The 14,188-nt window shown below is 35.6% G+C and carries 14 protein-coding genes; 8 read left to right on the forward strand and 6 right to left on the reverse strand.

The window, feature by feature from the left end:
• Positions 1-362 precede the first annotated feature (362 nt).
• A complete protein-coding gene (locus tag FS486_RS18880) occupies positions 363-863 on the forward strand; it encodes a DUF2599 domain-containing protein (RefSeq protein ID WP_186321521.1) in 501 nt (166 codons plus the stop codon).
• A gap of 28 nt (positions 864-891) precedes the next feature.
• Here FS486_RS18880 and FS486_RS18885 read toward each other — a convergent pair whose 3' ends face one another.
• Both FS486_RS18885 and FS486_RS18890 read right to left on the reverse strand, forming a co-directional pair.
• Positions 892-1,314, reverse strand: a complete 423-nt coding sequence (locus FS486_RS18885) for a VanZ family protein (RefSeq protein ID WP_260858166.1) — start codon at positions 1,312-1,314, stop codon at positions 892-894.
• Between the two features lie 238 nt (positions 1,315-1,552).
• Positions 1,553-2,434, reverse strand: a complete 882-nt coding sequence (locus tag FS486_RS18890; RefSeq protein ID WP_260858168.1) for a helix-turn-helix domain-containing protein — start codon at positions 2,432-2,434, stop codon at positions 1,553-1,555.
• A 48-nt stretch (positions 2,435-2,482) separates the two neighbouring features.
• On the opposite strand from FS486_RS18890, the gene FS486_RS20515 reads away from it, so the two are divergent.
• Both FS486_RS20515 and FS486_RS18895 read left to right on the forward strand, forming a co-directional pair.
• Positions 2,483-2,617: a hypothetical protein gene (locus FS486_RS20515; RefSeq protein WP_260858167.1), complete on the forward strand. Its 135-nt coding sequence runs from the start codon at positions 2,483-2,485 to the stop codon at positions 2,615-2,617.
• 141 nt (positions 2,618-2,758) lie between these two features.
• Positions 2,759-3,640, forward strand: coding sequence for a putative bifunctional diguanylate cyclase/phosphodiesterase (locus FS486_RS18895; protein ID WP_144513845.1), 882 nt, complete (start codon positions 2,759-2,761; stop codon positions 3,638-3,640).
• 43 nt (positions 3,641-3,683) lie between these two features.
• Here the strand turns inward: FS486_RS18895 and FS486_RS18900 are convergent, their stop codons facing one another.
• Positions 3,684-5,009, reverse strand: a complete 1,326-nt coding sequence (locus FS486_RS18900) for an ABC transporter permease (protein ID WP_144513847.1) — start codon at positions 5,007-5,009, stop codon at positions 3,684-3,686.
• A complete protein-coding gene (locus FS486_RS18905; protein ID WP_144513849.1) occupies positions 5,006-5,665 on the reverse strand; it encodes an ABC transporter ATP-binding protein in 660 nt (219 codons plus the stop codon). Before FS486_RS18905 ends, FS486_RS18900 begins: the two co-directional genes overlap by 4 nt.
• Positions 5,666-5,937: 272 nt before the next feature.
• On the opposite strand from FS486_RS18905, the gene FS486_RS18910 reads away from it, so the two are divergent.
• Positions 5,938-6,828 (forward strand): 3-hydroxyacyl-CoA dehydrogenase, encoded by an 891-nt coding sequence (locus FS486_RS18910; RefSeq protein WP_144513852.1) that lies wholly within the window; start codon positions 5,938-5,940, stop codon positions 6,826-6,828.
• A 63-nt stretch (positions 6,829-6,891) separates the two neighbouring features.
• On the opposite strand, the gene FS486_RS18915 is transcribed toward FS486_RS18910, so the two are convergent.
• Positions 6,892-7,743, reverse strand: a complete 852-nt coding sequence (locus FS486_RS18915; protein ID WP_144513854.1) for an STAS domain-containing protein — start codon at positions 7,741-7,743, stop codon at positions 6,892-6,894.
• A 262-nt stretch (positions 7,744-8,005) separates the two neighbouring features.
• Positions 8,006-9,139: a hypothetical protein gene (locus FS486_RS18920; protein ID WP_144513856.1), complete on the reverse strand. Its 1,134-nt coding sequence runs from the start codon at positions 9,137-9,139 to the stop codon at positions 8,006-8,008.
• A 421-nt stretch (positions 9,140-9,560) separates the two neighbouring features.
• On the opposite strand from FS486_RS18920, the gene FS486_RS18925 reads away from it, so the two are divergent.
• From FS486_RS18925 to FS486_RS18940, 4 genes are read left to right on the forward strand one after another with little or no spacing between them, the layout of a single operon-like run.
• The gene (locus tag FS486_RS18925) at positions 9,561-11,057 is read left to right on the forward strand and encodes a DUF6583 family protein (RefSeq protein ID WP_144513858.1); all 1,497 of its coding nucleotides are present in this window, start codon (positions 9,561-9,563) and stop codon (positions 11,055-11,057) included.
• Between the two features lie 35 nt (positions 11,058-11,092).
• A complete protein-coding gene (locus FS486_RS18930; RefSeq protein WP_186321522.1) occupies positions 11,093-12,313 on the forward strand; it encodes an ABC transporter permease in 1,221 nt (406 codons plus the stop codon).
• Positions 12,313-13,476, forward strand: a complete 1,164-nt coding sequence (locus tag FS486_RS18935; protein ID WP_186321523.1) for an ABC transporter permease — start codon at positions 12,313-12,315, stop codon at positions 13,474-13,476. The genes FS486_RS18930 and FS486_RS18935 overlap by 1 nt, the downstream gene beginning before the upstream one ends.
• Complete coding sequence (locus FS486_RS18940) at positions 13,439-14,116, forward strand: ABC transporter ATP-binding protein (protein WP_144513864.1); 678 nt, start codon at positions 13,439-13,441, stop codon at positions 14,114-14,116. The genes FS486_RS18935 and FS486_RS18940 overlap by 38 nt, the downstream gene beginning before the upstream one ends.
• The last annotated feature ends 72 nt before the right edge of the window (positions 14,117-14,188 follow it).

Here is a 14,188-nt window from a genome sequence, read left to right on the forward strand (position 1 = left end):
GACATTTATTAATAAATTAGAAAGAGCACTTTATGTAAATAAACATCAAAGGAGAAAATGTCATTAATCGATATAAAAAAAGTATAATTGGGCTTCTTTGCCTTCTAACCGCAGGGTACTCTCAAGCTTCGTTAGTTAGTGCCACTGAAATAACATCGTATATACCTACAGAAGAAGGGGTTCAAATAGGTATCAGTGCTCCAGAAATTACTTCAGCAAAAGTATCTGAACAACCAAATGCTATCTATCAATTATCAAATGATAAAAAATCTATCTCTTTTAGCACATCGCTTTATAGCTCGATCATGGAACTTTCCTTTAAATTTCAGCATGAAGAGTCTATTTCACTTTATGAGGACGCATTGAAGAAAACGCATAACGCAGGAAATATTTATAACAAAAATCATAAGTCTACTGGAATATTTTTTATAGAAGACGTTAAAAAAAATGGAAGTATTACATCAAAAATAAAAGATAACAATACCCTGCTAGTAAATATAGAACCAAATAGTATTTCAGAACCTGTTCTAGTCCATGTAGAAATTACTGCCTCCACACTTTCCAACTACTTTTCGGACACCGCGTTTATCAATAGAAGTGGAATAGATACGCTTAGCTTAATCCCTAAGTCATCCCTTACTCTCACAGATAATCTTGCTATTGCAAACGTGAAAAAAATAGATGCTTGGGATAAAATATTCACAACTTACTCAAACAATGAGAAATGGGCAAACACAGAAAGTCTAGAAAATCAATTTGCTTGCCATTATGACTTTGCCAAAAAGAAAGATTCATGGAATTTAGAGCCGTATAGACCGAATGTCGGCTACTTTGCCACCGTCCTGGCAGCATGTAATCCTTGAAACTGGTCCTCTACCTGTAACACACGAATCAGGACCTCCTCTTTCTATGTCCAATCTCTCTAGTAACAAAACCACATAAATAATAAGCAATAATAATTCCAACCAAATCTATCCCCACATCAAACAATCTGCCATTGCGATTAAAGTATAATTGGAGAATCTCGGTAAAAATAGCAAACAGACTAGTGACTAAAAACGCAATACCTGCTCTCTTCCACCAATAAAAATATAATGAGTACAATAAAGCAAAGGTAAGCATGTGACCCGTCTTTTGTATAATATAAAATTGACTTGTTAACTCGATATCACTCGTAATAAGTAAATCCATGAAATTAGGGGATGCCTCAAAACTAAACTGTACAACTTGTTCATACCAAAAAACATAGGCGTCTGAAGTAGTGGTTGCAATTAATATCCAAACACTCAACGAAAAAATAAGCAAAGGATACAACAGGAGAACCACCCTTTCTTTTTAAATATGCTATTCCCATCCCTTATTTTGATTTAATTATCCATTTGTGCATAACCTACAGATTAGTTGGTAGTATTTTAGTATATTTTATATGTACAAAGTATTTAAAGAAGATTTTCTCTAAGTATTTTAGTCATAGTTACATCCATCTGGATGCGAATGAAAGGAAGGATAAAGTAATTTAGCAATAGAGAATTTATACTAATCGAAAACCCTATCAAAACTGTTTTAAGTACTGTTTTTTATTTTCTTGTATCGCGTTAATGTAAAAAGGAAGTTCAAGGAATTCAAAAATAAACAAAGCTTGCATGTAAACTTCTTGGATATTTTTAAAAGGAGCATTTTTCTTTTCCAAGCATTGCCCTTTATAGTACAAAAATTGTCCAGCTAAAATGAAAAAGCATGTCTCTTTCGATTTTTGTATACCTTGATTGGCTGTTTCAAGTGCGGCATCAATATCATTTAATTCATACTGAACTTTACATTTATTAAATAACACAGTAATAAGCGTTTCATAAATTTTTGAATCACTATAACTTTTATTTAAATGTTCTTTTAAGATTTTATTGTAGTAATATAAGCTTTTTTGGCTCTCGCCATTCGCGCCGTAGATATTTGCAATTGCATTATTAATTTTGATGTGTAAAAAACGAAACTGGATAGTAGTTTGATTGGAAAAGTTCAATATCCTTTTCAAGTTTGTTATGCATTCTTCGGCAGAGATAATTTTTAATTCATAGTGAGCTGTATGTAATAAGTATTCTAAATAAAGGTTCAACCAAATATTTTCTGAATCCTTTTCATTTCTATTTATGATTGCAATAACTTCTTTATAATTATGCACTTTCAAGTGAAATTCTATTTTTTTAATTAAGCTTTCACTTTCAAACACATTTTTATGAAATAACATTTCAATAAAATATTCGATAGGGACTTGTAACTTTAAAGCGATTTTTAATAAAGTATCTATTGCTGGATAAACTTCTCCTGCTTCAATTCGACTAATCGTCGACTGTGTACAAATATTTTTGGCAAGTTCATTTTGGGACATGCCCAGTTCAGTTCTAAGCTTACTAATTTCTAGGCCAAGGTATTTCATTTCCAAAAAAATCACCTCATATTATTATGAAAAAGGAAGGTATAAACAATGAAAAAATTAAAAAAGGTATTAGTTGTTCTTTTCGTTTTATCTGTAGTTCTTTACACAAATTTAGGTAATCAGACAGTTCAGCCTAATGTAGAAGGTACAGTTAAAGCTTTAGATTTACCATTCATCTATTAATTTTATTAGATTTTTCAAATAGTTCAAGAAAAACATATTTCCCACTTAAAGAAAGCTAGTTGATCTATCTTTTATAAAAAATAGATCAACTAGAATTTCAATGTATAAGGCTCCAGACTAAAACATATAAGGAGAAATAACATGGAAACTAAACCTACTCTTCGTCAGAATAACCCATCAACGCTTGGACAAAGCACTAATATCAACCATTCCCTCCCATTATCTAAATCTCTATCATTGGAGTCTAGTCTTCCCTATGCAATCGAGCAAAACCAATTAGAATTGTATTATCAACCAAAGATTTATGCAAAAACAAACCAAATTATTGGTGCGGAGGCTCTTATTCGATGGAATCATCCGATATGGGGTATAATTTCGCCCAACGAATTTATTCCGTTGGCAGAAAAGACGGGGTTTATAAATGAGATAGGAAGATGGGTGAAACACGAGGCATGTACGCAAAACAAAGCATGGCAAGTAGCGAAACTTCCGATGATTCCTCTTTCGATTAATTTATCTGCTTCCCGTTTTTTAGACAGAGATTTAATCTCGAATATAGAAAAAACATTGAAAGAAACAAATCTGGAGGCCGGGTACTTGGAAATTGAAATAACAGAAACGTCTCTGTTAGAAAATGAAGAAGTGGTTTTTTCTGTGTTAGATGGGTTGAGAGATTTGGGAGTTAAAATTGCATTGGACGACTTTGGTACTGGGTACTCCTCTCTTTCTTATTTAAATCGCTTTAAAGGTAAGTTAGATATCCTAAAAATCGATCGCTCCTTTATTCGTGATTTAAGTGGTTCACATGAAGAGGATTCAAATTTTATCGTAAATATGATTATCCAGTTATCACATCAGTTGAAGATGGATGTGATTGCAGAAGGTGTAGAAACAATGGAACAACTTAAGGCACTCCAAAAGTATAATTGCAACACGATTCAAGGATACTTGTTCTCTAAGCCCCTGCCTGCGAAAGAATTTGCAAAACTTCTTCAGCAAGCTAGACTAGAGCCAAATATGTAAGTGTCAGATACAAGTAAAATTGCATCTGACACAAGGTCATATCTTATTCAAAACGTAGCGCTTCACTCGGATTCATCCTTGCTGCTTTCAAAGCGGGGTAAATACCAAATAGGCTGCCAATTCCAAAGGACGTATACAAAGCAAGCTTTACTGCCCATATCGGTAGTACGAGTGTAAATATTTCTATGTTGTTGTTCCACACTTCAATAAATGCGTATCCCAGTCCCATTCCGACTATCCCACCAATCAAACAAAGAAGCAGGGTTTCAAAGAAAAACTGACCCATTATTTCAAATGTAGTGGCACCTAGCGCTTTTCGAATACCGATTTCCCTCGTACGTTCCCTTACAGACATTACCATCACGTTCATAATACCAGTTCCACTGATCAAAAGTGCCGTTACGGTAATTCCAAATAGCATCATCTGCAAAATAGAGGTTACCTTACCAAGAGCACCAAGCATCTGTTCCTGCTTCACTACACTAAAGTCAATATCAGAATGCTGAGCCCTTATAGCGTTAAATACCTCTCCATCCACTATATCTACTGCTTCCATATTAGAAGCTTCCACTACCATTTTCGTTAAATTTTTCATATCTGTCGTCGTTAATGCTGTTTCGATTGGCATGATGACATTATTATCCGTACTCGACCCTAGGGTTGCATTTGGTGCGAGTACGCCGATTACTTCAAACGATTCATCGTTGATCGTCACTGTTTTTCCGACCAATGACGATAACTCTTGTGCTGAAGCACTCCCTCCGAGCAATCTATCTAATGCTCGTTTCCAAAATGGTTTCGGTTCTACCTCTTTAGTATTTCCATCTTCGTTTTCTATCGCTTCTTCCTGATCTCCAAGTAGTGCATCGTGAATATTATTGCCTAGTATAATAACTTTTGCTTTCGCTGTCTGTTCTTCTTTTGTAAAAAAACGTCCCTCAGAAAGGCTGGCGTGTTGAATACGGATATATTGATCCGTTGTACCAACCAAAACAGATTGTACTTGTTTATCTTCATACTTAGTAAAGTTTACAGTTTCAAGATGAGGAGTAACTGATTTGACATTCGGAACATCCCCTATTGCTTTTGCATCTTCATAGGTTAGTGTACTAGGTACACTCGTCAAACCTCTCAGTATGTCTTTTTGTCCGTCTGCTGTATCTAACACTCGACCAGGGAGCACTAAAATTTGCTCCGCTCCCAAACTACCCATTTGTTTCATTAGCGTGTCTTTTACCCCAATGGCAATCGCCGTTAGCACAATGACTGCGAACATACCGATTACTATGCCCATCATCGCAGACAAGATGCGGAATCGGTTTGACCATAAACCGAAGCAAGCGAGTTTAAATGCGGTTAAAAGCCTCATACTAGCACCCCATTTTGTAAGTGTAGAATGCGATCCGCCCGCTCTGCCACTTCTATATCATGTGTAATAACAATAATTGTTGCTCCTTGTTTGTGCATGCGGTCAAATATGCTTAAAATATTTTCCGATGTTTCTTCATCTAAGCTTCCCGTTGGCTCGTCAGCCAATATTAGTCCCGGCTCATTTACAAGAGCCCTTGCAATGGCAACCCGTTGTTTTTCTCCGCCAGATAATCTATTAGGTTTTTGATTTTTCTTATGTAAAAGTCCCATTTCCTCCAATAGAGCAAGCACACGAGCTTTTTTTCTTCTTAAACGTTTTCGACCATAAGTTAATGGGAGCAATACATTTTGATATACTGACAAGTTCGGGATTAGTTGAAAATGCTGAAATACAAAACCAATTTCTTCATTTCGGAGTCTCGAACGACGACTTTTACTCATCTTTTCTACAGGCTTTCCTGCCAGCTCATAAGTACCGTTGTCCAATAGATCTAGCGTACCAAGTAAATTTAACATTGTACTTTTGCCAGACCCCGATTTCCCCATAATCGCAACATACTCTCCCTTTTCTACTAGCAAATCCACTCCACGCAATATCTCTGTCTTTCCACTAGCTGAGCGATAATGCTTACGAACATCACGGAGCTCAATCATTCTATCCCCCCTGTTCTCTATGTAAAAAACTTACACAACAAACTTTTCTCCCGTCTTAATCGTTTTCCGAATTATTACGACTCCCTTTTCCCCTTTCCCCTACAAATAAACTTGTAATTCTCAAAATAGTCTTTTAGACTTTCGCCGCACTCTTCTTTTGACACGGTGAAAAACAACTTTAAGTATCAGTCAAATCCAAATAGTTGACTTGAAATTATGCAGGTGTAATATTACTTTTGACAGAAGAAATACAAACAAAGGAGCGAAATAAAATGCATTTTAAAAACATCACGGTCGCAGGAAGTGGCGTGTTGGGAAGCCAAATCGCGTTCCAAACAGCATTCCATGGTTACAATGTAAGTGTTTATGATATTAATGAGGAAGTGCTGATAAAAGCTAAAGAGCGTCTTACTAGTTTAAAAGATGTGTATGCAACCTTTTTTGAAGACTCACAAAAAGCAGAGGAAGCAATGGCGCGCTTTACTTTTAGCTCAAGCTTAGCGGAGGCTGTACAAAATGCGGATTTAATAATAGAAGCTATTCCTGAAATTGTGGATATTAAAAAGAACTTTTATACGGAACTTGCAAAAGTTGCGCCTGCCAATACAATTTTTGCATCAAACTCATCTACGATGGTGCCAAGTCAATTTGCAGAATATACTGGTCGTCCCGCTAAATTCTTAGCTCTCCATTTTGCTAATGAAATTTGGAAAAACAATACAGCAGAAGTAATGGGACATGCAGGCACCGATGAAAATATCGCTCTACAAGTAATTGAATTCGCAAAATCAATCGGCATGATTCCACTGCACGTTAAAAAAGAACAGCCTGGATATATTTTAAACTCTCTATTAGTTCCATTTTTAAGTGCGGGACAAACATTATGGGCTACGGGAGTTGCTGATCCAGAAACAATCGATAAAACATGGATGATTGCAACTGGTGCTCCGATGGGACCTTTTGCAATTCTGGATGTTGTTGGCATTCAAACGGCGTACAATATTGTTCAAGCCGAGGCACAAGTCGATCCTTCTAAGCAACCAATTGTTGAAAAACTAAAAACAGAATTCCTTGACCAAGGAAAAACAGGACAGGGTTCGGGAGAAGGTTTTTACAAATACCCAAATCCTCGTTATCTAGATGCCGATTTTCTAAAGGCATAATCTTCAGAGACAAGAAAAAATGCACCTCGTGTTAAACACTTGAGGTGCATTTTCTTTATTCTTTTATATATTTTTATAGACACCAGTCATGAATAATGCTTGCTTCAAAGAACTAAATGTAGGAATATTACTAAAATCCAGTCCTAACTGAATAGAAGTCTGCGCTATTTCTGGACGGATACCCGACATAAAAGTTTCGATTCCTAGTAAGTTCAGAATCTCCATTAATTGAAACATTTCATTGGCAACCATCGTATCCATTATAGAGACCGCCGATATATCAATAAAAAGTTGCTCTATGCCAAGGACAGAACATTTTTGCGGCACTTCCTGGAGCAATGATTTTGCTCGATTTGTATCGATATCGCCAACAATTGGAAGAACTCCTACCTTTTCTAAAATGGGTATAACTGGCGTACTCAATTCATTTATCAAAGTTTGTTGGGCAGTCATTCGATTATGGGAAAGTTTATAATATCTTTCAGAAAAATGATATACAAGTTTATCAAAAACCGTATTATATAATATACTCCATTTAATAATATTTGTTTTTGTCACCAACTCATCGTGTTCTTTTGCAAAAAGATCTACATATCCCCATATTGTTTCACGGGTTTTATTCAGCGCTTCAATGACCTCATGTATCGGGGTATTATTTTCAATTCTACTTTTAGCTACCGTCTCCGCCCATAATACTAGCTGTTCATTTAGGGATCCCTTTTCCTCTAAAAATGCAGAGGCAACAGTCTTGATCGTTAGGGCATGTTGCTCCATTAAAATTTTATCTATTTGCGGGTTCGGATTATTGGAATAAAAAGCCCCAGTAAAATTGTTTTTTTCTGCAAACCATCGTTCCGTAATATTTCTTGAATTATCTATTAGGTATTCATAAAGTTGTTCATTAATCGAAGTCAATTTGTTCCCTTCTTTCTTAGTGGATACATCCTCTTTTTTAATTATAAATGTTCGGTAAGAGAAAGGGTACTTCAAATGCTGAGATGATTTGTAATGACAAATTTTATCCCAGTATAAGGATCTGAATTGTTTTTAGCTTTGTTCCATAAAAAGACTCCTTAATTAAGAAATTAAGGAGTGATCACAAACTCCCTATTATGAAAATACTAGAAAGTTTGATTCTTATTGTCTTGCGTTAGAATAGAGTAAATAAAATTCTGATCTATTGAAAGTTTAGAGTAAAGTTTACCTTTAATTCCGAATCACCTTTAACAGTAATTTGAAATGTAGCTGTTTTCCCCTTTAAATCCGCAAGTGAATCTGCTCCTGCCGGAAATGTAGATGCTATATACTTTATAGCTTCCATTGAAGTGGGTTTGGAACCATTTACTTTCGTAACCCCTAATTGTGTAAGAAAAGTCGGGTAGAATCCTGTTCCTAAAAACTTTGCAATCGCTAAATCTTCTTTTACCGTAATAGTTACTGAATTAGAAACAGTTGTTGAAAAAGTGGCGGTGTCACTTTGAGTCTTATTCAGTTCAGTTACTAAACTTGCGATTTTTGCGTCTAATACTTGTTGTTCTGATGGTGCAGCTTGACTCACTACTTCTCTCACTTTAGCAACTTCGTTTAACAAAGTCTCTAAATATGTATTGGATGAAGCACTAGGTAAACGATCTAACAAGCTTTCAACCTGAGCAAATTCAGATAGAGCTTCTACTTTTTTTCCATTAGCCAATAAGTCGTTAATCGCTACAATTTTCATGTAAATAGTAACTGGCACCATTAGTTCATTGCGTTTTGCATCAGCTGGTTTCTTGTATTCTTCTAATAGTAAATCCCTTGCAGCTTTGCCAGAGAAGCGATATAAAATCGCGGTTCTATCTTTTAATTGATACGATAATTGGTGATATGCTTTTTCGATAGCAGCTAGATCTTTTTTTGCCTCTGCCGCTTTAATGTCATCCATAATTGGTGTTAAATAGTTGGACGCATATGTATAAGCATCGATATATGGTATTAATCCATTCGTAACTTTTTCGGTGTATAGGGCATCCATTTCTTTTAGCTTCGTATTCTTTTGCGCAGAAGTTAGATTTGAGGCTAATACCTCACTTCTAGTCAGTTGATAATTTTTCTTCGCGCTGTTTAAAACGGGTGATAATGCACTGCTTGGTACAAGTTTCCCATTTAGTGATGGATTGATATAATGAGTTGTTGCTTTGCCTAACTCGGTCTTCACCTTGTCTACGGATTGCTCAACCGAAGTTGCCCCTAATGCCACTGATGAAAACGATAAAACTGAAGTAGTTAGCAATACTGCTGCCGTTGTTTGCTTTAGTATACGTTTGCTCATTTTTCTCCTCCTCTTTTGTGGGTAAGTCGCTAAAAAATATTGTTCTATATTTTACAACTATTCAATCTTACTATTGAATTGACTATACGTAAAGGAGCCTTCCCACTGACGTCCCTGTGTAAGACTCAACTTCGATAGTATTCTGAATTGTTTCTCACACAGGGAAACAGCCCACTTGTTTTAGAACTGCGTCTTATACAGGGATATTTGGAAACTTCCAATCTTTTTTCAAGGACCTTTTTCTTATTAAAATCCACAACTTTTTTACCAAAATTAATTTAAATTGCCATTATTTAAGTTTTTTTATGGAAAAAAGTTCTTTGGAATATTTTATCTGCTATAATTTTAATTATACACATATGATGCAAAACAAAGAAAATACATTAATTACTTACATATGTGGAATTGAAAGGAAGATACGATGAAGAAAAGAACATGGATTATTGCAATTATTTCTCTTTTTGTTCTAGCCGGAGGAGCATCTGCTTTTTATCTGGCGAAGAAAACTCCGAAGGAACAATATTTTTATTCGGAAGTTAAAACGATTCAACATTTCCAAGACCTGATTGAAACTCGCTATGCAAATGAGATGGATTGGGCAAAGAAAAGTACGACATCTACTACTGATAATACATATGAGTTTTCAGGAGAATATTCGGGAGATACTAATCCCCAAATAGAACAAGTACTTAATAATTCTAATTTAGCTTTACGCATGGCAACTGACCCAAATAAGCAAGAAGTAGAAACCGAGATCAATGCAACAATTCTTGGAGTGGATGTTGATCCTATTAAAGGATATATCACGACGGAAGAAATCATTTTAGAGCTTCCTTTTTATGATCAACTACTGCAATTAAAAGATAAAGATTACGGAAATTTAATGCGTACCTTTGATCCAAGTTACTCTGGCAGCGAAAAGCTCGGGTTAGAGAATTTCCTTGGTAAAGATAGTATGCTATCCGAAGAAAACAGAGAGTATTTGAAAAAAGAATACTTGATGTATCTGTATGAATCTTTGCCAGAAGAATCATTTACCGCAACAGATGAAACAATTGAGGTAAATGGGAAATCTACTAAAACAGAAAAAGTAACAATGTCACTTACCGAAACCCAAGTGAAAAAGATTTTAACGGATGTACTTGAAAAAGCAAAGAAAGACCCAAAATTTAAAGCAATGGTTGAGGAATATTTGGAAAGCTCATTCGAACAATTCACTGCTACTAGTATGACAGATGAGACTTTTAAATTTGATGAAGTAATGGAAAATCTTATTACCTCAGTAGATAAAATCGACCTTCCAGCCGGTATTAACTCTACTATCTGGCATAATGCTGATTTAATCGTTAAAAGAGAGTTTAATATGGAAATAGCAGACGCTGGAGCATTGAAAATTATTGGTACACAGTCACTAGAGGATTCCGCACAAAACTGGGATTATACAATTAGCATGGACAATGATCCATTGCATTTTACAGGAGATCTTACTACATCAAAGGATGGTACTTATAAAGATAAAATCTCGTTATTAGACGATAACAAGGTTGGCATTGTCTATAACGGAGAAGAAAAAGTAACTGGTGACGATCGCACATTTGAACGTACATTTATAGTGGAAGATGAATATCAACCAATGGAGTTTGCATGGAGTGGAAACTCTGCCTATAAAAAAGATTCTATGAAAGCAAATCATGAATTCTCAATTCAATTAGATAACAGATCGAATGCTATTATAAATATGAAGCAAGCTAGTAAAATTATTAAAAAAGTAAATCTACCATCCAAATCAGAGAAAATGGTGAATATCGGAACGATGGATGCGGAAGCCCTACAACAACTAATGATGGAAGATATTTACCCGGAGTTGGAACGTTGGGGAATGAGCATAACCGAACAGTTAGAGCAAGAATTATACTAGGCAACATCTAATTTATAGAAATGAGTGAGTGCATCTTGATCGCTTTGAAAAAGATTGCCTTCTTTACGACTCAATATGGTAAGAGTATTCAGAAGAAGTGGAAATCACTTCTTCTGCTTTTTCTTTTTCCTATTTTTCTGTTAGCCTCCATACTTGGAATTGTAGTCTCCCTTTTTATACCATCAGCACAGGCACCTATCTCCATTGCATTAGTGGATGAAGACCAAACAGAAGAAACGAATATGTTACTGGAATTTATGTCACTTTCCATAGATAAAGAAGAAGGCATCGAAATTAGTCCCATGTCAAAAGAGACTGCAAATCGTAAAATAGAAAACAATGAAATAAGTGCGTACATACTGTTCCCAAATGGGATGACTAAAAAACTGTATAAAGGGAAATCTGTTTCGCTAACGATAGTAGGTAACCCTTCCAAAACGATAGATAGCTTCATTATAAAGGAATTAGCAGAAAGTATGACGCGTTATATTTCCTCTGCCCAAGCTAATATACTCACCGTCTATGATTATGCAAGTAATGCATATATCCCAGAAGATGAATTAGAAAAACTCCTCTTTGATACATTCATAGATTTTACTTTATATACACTGGGAAGCGGTCAAATATTAGACCAAGAAGTCATTACTAATATAACAACAACTTCCCCTACGAATTATTACGTGATAGCTGGTTGGTTTAGTGCATTTACTATCTGGTTATTTGGAAGCTATTCATTGTTAAGGAAAGATACGCATATTACCTTGCGAATTCGTTGGAAGTTACTTGGTGTAACACACTGGCATACAATTGTTTCCCAAATATTCATTTCCCTTCTAGTAGGCATCGTATTTGCTAGCGTCGCTTTTATTCCAATTATGAGGTTTTTTGCTGTTGAGTTATTTATGCTCGATTATTTCCGGTTGTTTCTCTTCATTTTATTGTACGGAATTCTTGTGTTAGTAGGATTAGCTTTAATAGACTTATGGATTAGCTCCAAAAAGGCAGTACTACTCTTTCAGTTTTTCTTTGTTTTCATCTTAATTGTTTCAAGTGGAGCATTAGTTCCTACTATTTATTTTCCCTTATTGTTAAAAAAACTACTTCCCTTTCTCTTTTCCTTTGAAAGTTTTACGTGGATTGTAGATATTGTGCTAGTTGGGCGAAACTATGCGGACTTTACGTTGTTAGGAATTCAATTGTTGATAGGTCTAATCCTATTGTGGATATCTACCCGATGGAAAGATAGGTGGAAATGATGAAAGGTATTCTAGCTATACAAAGGATGAGACTTCGAAAAGAATGGAAGCCTTTATTGACCTGGCTCTTACTACCGCTCCTTTTGACAGTATTAACGTTTAGTACGTTACACAAATTGGGAGATGAATCAAAAGTTCCCATTGGTCTAGTTGTAGAAGAGGAGTCCCACCTTTCCAATGCGTTAGTTCAACGAATAGTAGATACGGATTATTTACAAGTTACTAAATTAGATCTTCAAGAAGCAACGGATCAATTGGAAAAACATGAACTGGACAGTGTATTTGTCATTAAAGAAGGATACGAGGAAGATATTTTGTCCAATCGTCGGTCTCATCTCCTTCAGGCATACTCTTCTAATAGATCTTTTGCCTACTTTGCTGTTGCAGAGTCCATCAGCTCCTATGTGCAGGAAGAAGCAACTCGCATGAAAGCTGCATTTGAAATAAAAGAGCTTTATGAAAAATATGGTTCCAGTGAAGAATGGGATATGCAAGAAATTGTTGATACAAGTAAAGAAAAACAAGCCAACAAACAGCTAATTACTACTAACTTTTCGTTTCAATGGACACCCTCCGAAACGATCAATCCAAGCACCTCCCTACTTTCCGTTTGGGGGATATGGGCTTTTTTCCAAACACTTACTACTTTATTTATCTTTGATTGGATAGTGAAAGCTAATAGTAAGTTAATCCGTGTACGTTGGACCTTCACAAAGACTTCGTTAACTAACTATATTGTTTGGAATCTCTTATTTTATACGGTGCTCCTGTACATGATGGATATTATTACTGTGTACGTTCTCCATTACTGGAATCTAGTATCTCCAAGTACACAACTGTTCTTTGCCCTGTTCGGTTTTCGAGTAATGATTAATATGTTAGCTGTTGTACTTGCCAAGAATTTCACTAATATCTTTTCTTACTATATTAGTGCTATTGCTGTCTCTCTCCTATTAACCATATGTGGGGGTGCTTTTATCCCTATCGATTCCATTATGCAAAGATGGCCTTGGATAGAATTATTTAGCCCTGTTTATTCATTGATTCATCGAGAAATTGCTTTTGGATTTTTAGGTCTTCTCGTCGTCATTTTACTAGTCGTTCTATTTAAAGGAGGTAGCCTACATGCTACAAGTACATTCACTAGAAAAAAGATATCATAAGCATAAAATATTAGAGGATGTAAATCTCCAAGTAAGTCCAGGAGAAGTTGTTGGTTTAGTAGGAGAGAATGGAGCAGGTAAATCAACTCTATTGGAAATTTTAGCAACGGTACAATCGCAATCTGGGGGCAACATTTTCTTAGAAGAGAGGTCTTACGCAACTGACATTAAAAATATTCGAAAGCTGATTGGATACGTTCCTCAAGAGATTTCTTTATGGGAGGAATTCACTGTAGCAGAAAACTTTTTATTCTTTGAAAAGCTATCATGGAAAAGAAGATCATTAGAAGCGTGCAAGCAGCTTTGTCTCGATATGCAATTAGACAAATGGGATGAACCAGTAGAATCTCTGTCGGGTGGGATGAAAAGAAAACTAAATCTCGCAATTAGTCTTATTCACGATCCTATATTAATCCTACTGGACGAGCCAACCGTAGGAATAGATATGAAATCCAAAGAAGAGATTGGAAACTATTTAGTGAGCTTAGCCAAAAACCAAGGAAAAATGATTATTTATACGTCTCATGATATGACAGAGATTACCTCCTGTTGCGACCGCATCTACTGCCTAGGCAAAGATCCTTTTTACTCTGATTTACTCAAGGCTAAGGGAGTTACTGTGGAGAAATTGGGATATTGATTTTTCATTGTCCCTACTATGTTAAATAGATAGACAACAAAGTTAAAAACCATTGTTTTCAGGGTAAATAAG

The organism is Bacillus sp. FJAT-22090 (assembly GCF_007676755.1).
GTDB lineage: Bacteria > Bacillota > Bacilli > Bacillales_A > Planococcaceae > Psychrobacillus.

Coding starts and splice junctions, on each gene's coding strand:
- FS486_RS18895 (WP_144513845.1), top strand. CDS start 2,759: ATGGAAACTAAACCTACTCTTCGTCAGAATAACCCATCAACGCTTGGA.
- FS486_RS18920 (WP_144513856.1), bottom strand. CDS start 9,139: ATGAGCAAACGTATACTAAAGCAAACAACGGCAGCAGTATTGCTAACT.
- FS486_RS18925 (WP_144513858.1), top strand. CDS start 9,561: ATGAAGAAAAGAACATGGATTATTGCAATTATTTCTCTTTTTGTTCTA.
- FS486_RS18900 (WP_144513847.1), bottom strand. CDS start 5,009: ATGAGGCTTTTAACCGCATTTAAACTCGCTTGCTTCGGTTTATGGTCA.
- FS486_RS18890 (WP_260858168.1), bottom strand. CDS start 2,434: ATGAAATACCTTGGCCTAGAAATTAGTAAGCTTAGAACTGAACTGGGC.
- FS486_RS18910 (WP_144513852.1), top strand. CDS start 5,938: ATGCATTTTAAAAACATCACGGTCGCAGGAAGTGGCGTGTTGGGAAGC.
- FS486_RS18940 (WP_144513864.1), top strand. CDS start 13,439: ATGCTACAAGTACATTCACTAGAAAAAAGATATCATAAGCATAAAATA.
- FS486_RS18935 (WP_186321523.1), top strand. CDS start 12,313: ATGAAAGGTATTCTAGCTATACAAAGGATGAGACTTCGAAAAGAATGG.
- FS486_RS18905 (WP_144513849.1), bottom strand. CDS start 5,665: ATGATTGAGCTCCGTGATGTTCGTAAGCATTATCGCTCAGCTAGTGGA.
- FS486_RS20515 (WP_260858167.1), top strand. CDS start 2,483: ATGAAAAAATTAAAAAAGGTATTAGTTGTTCTTTTCGTTTTATCTGTA.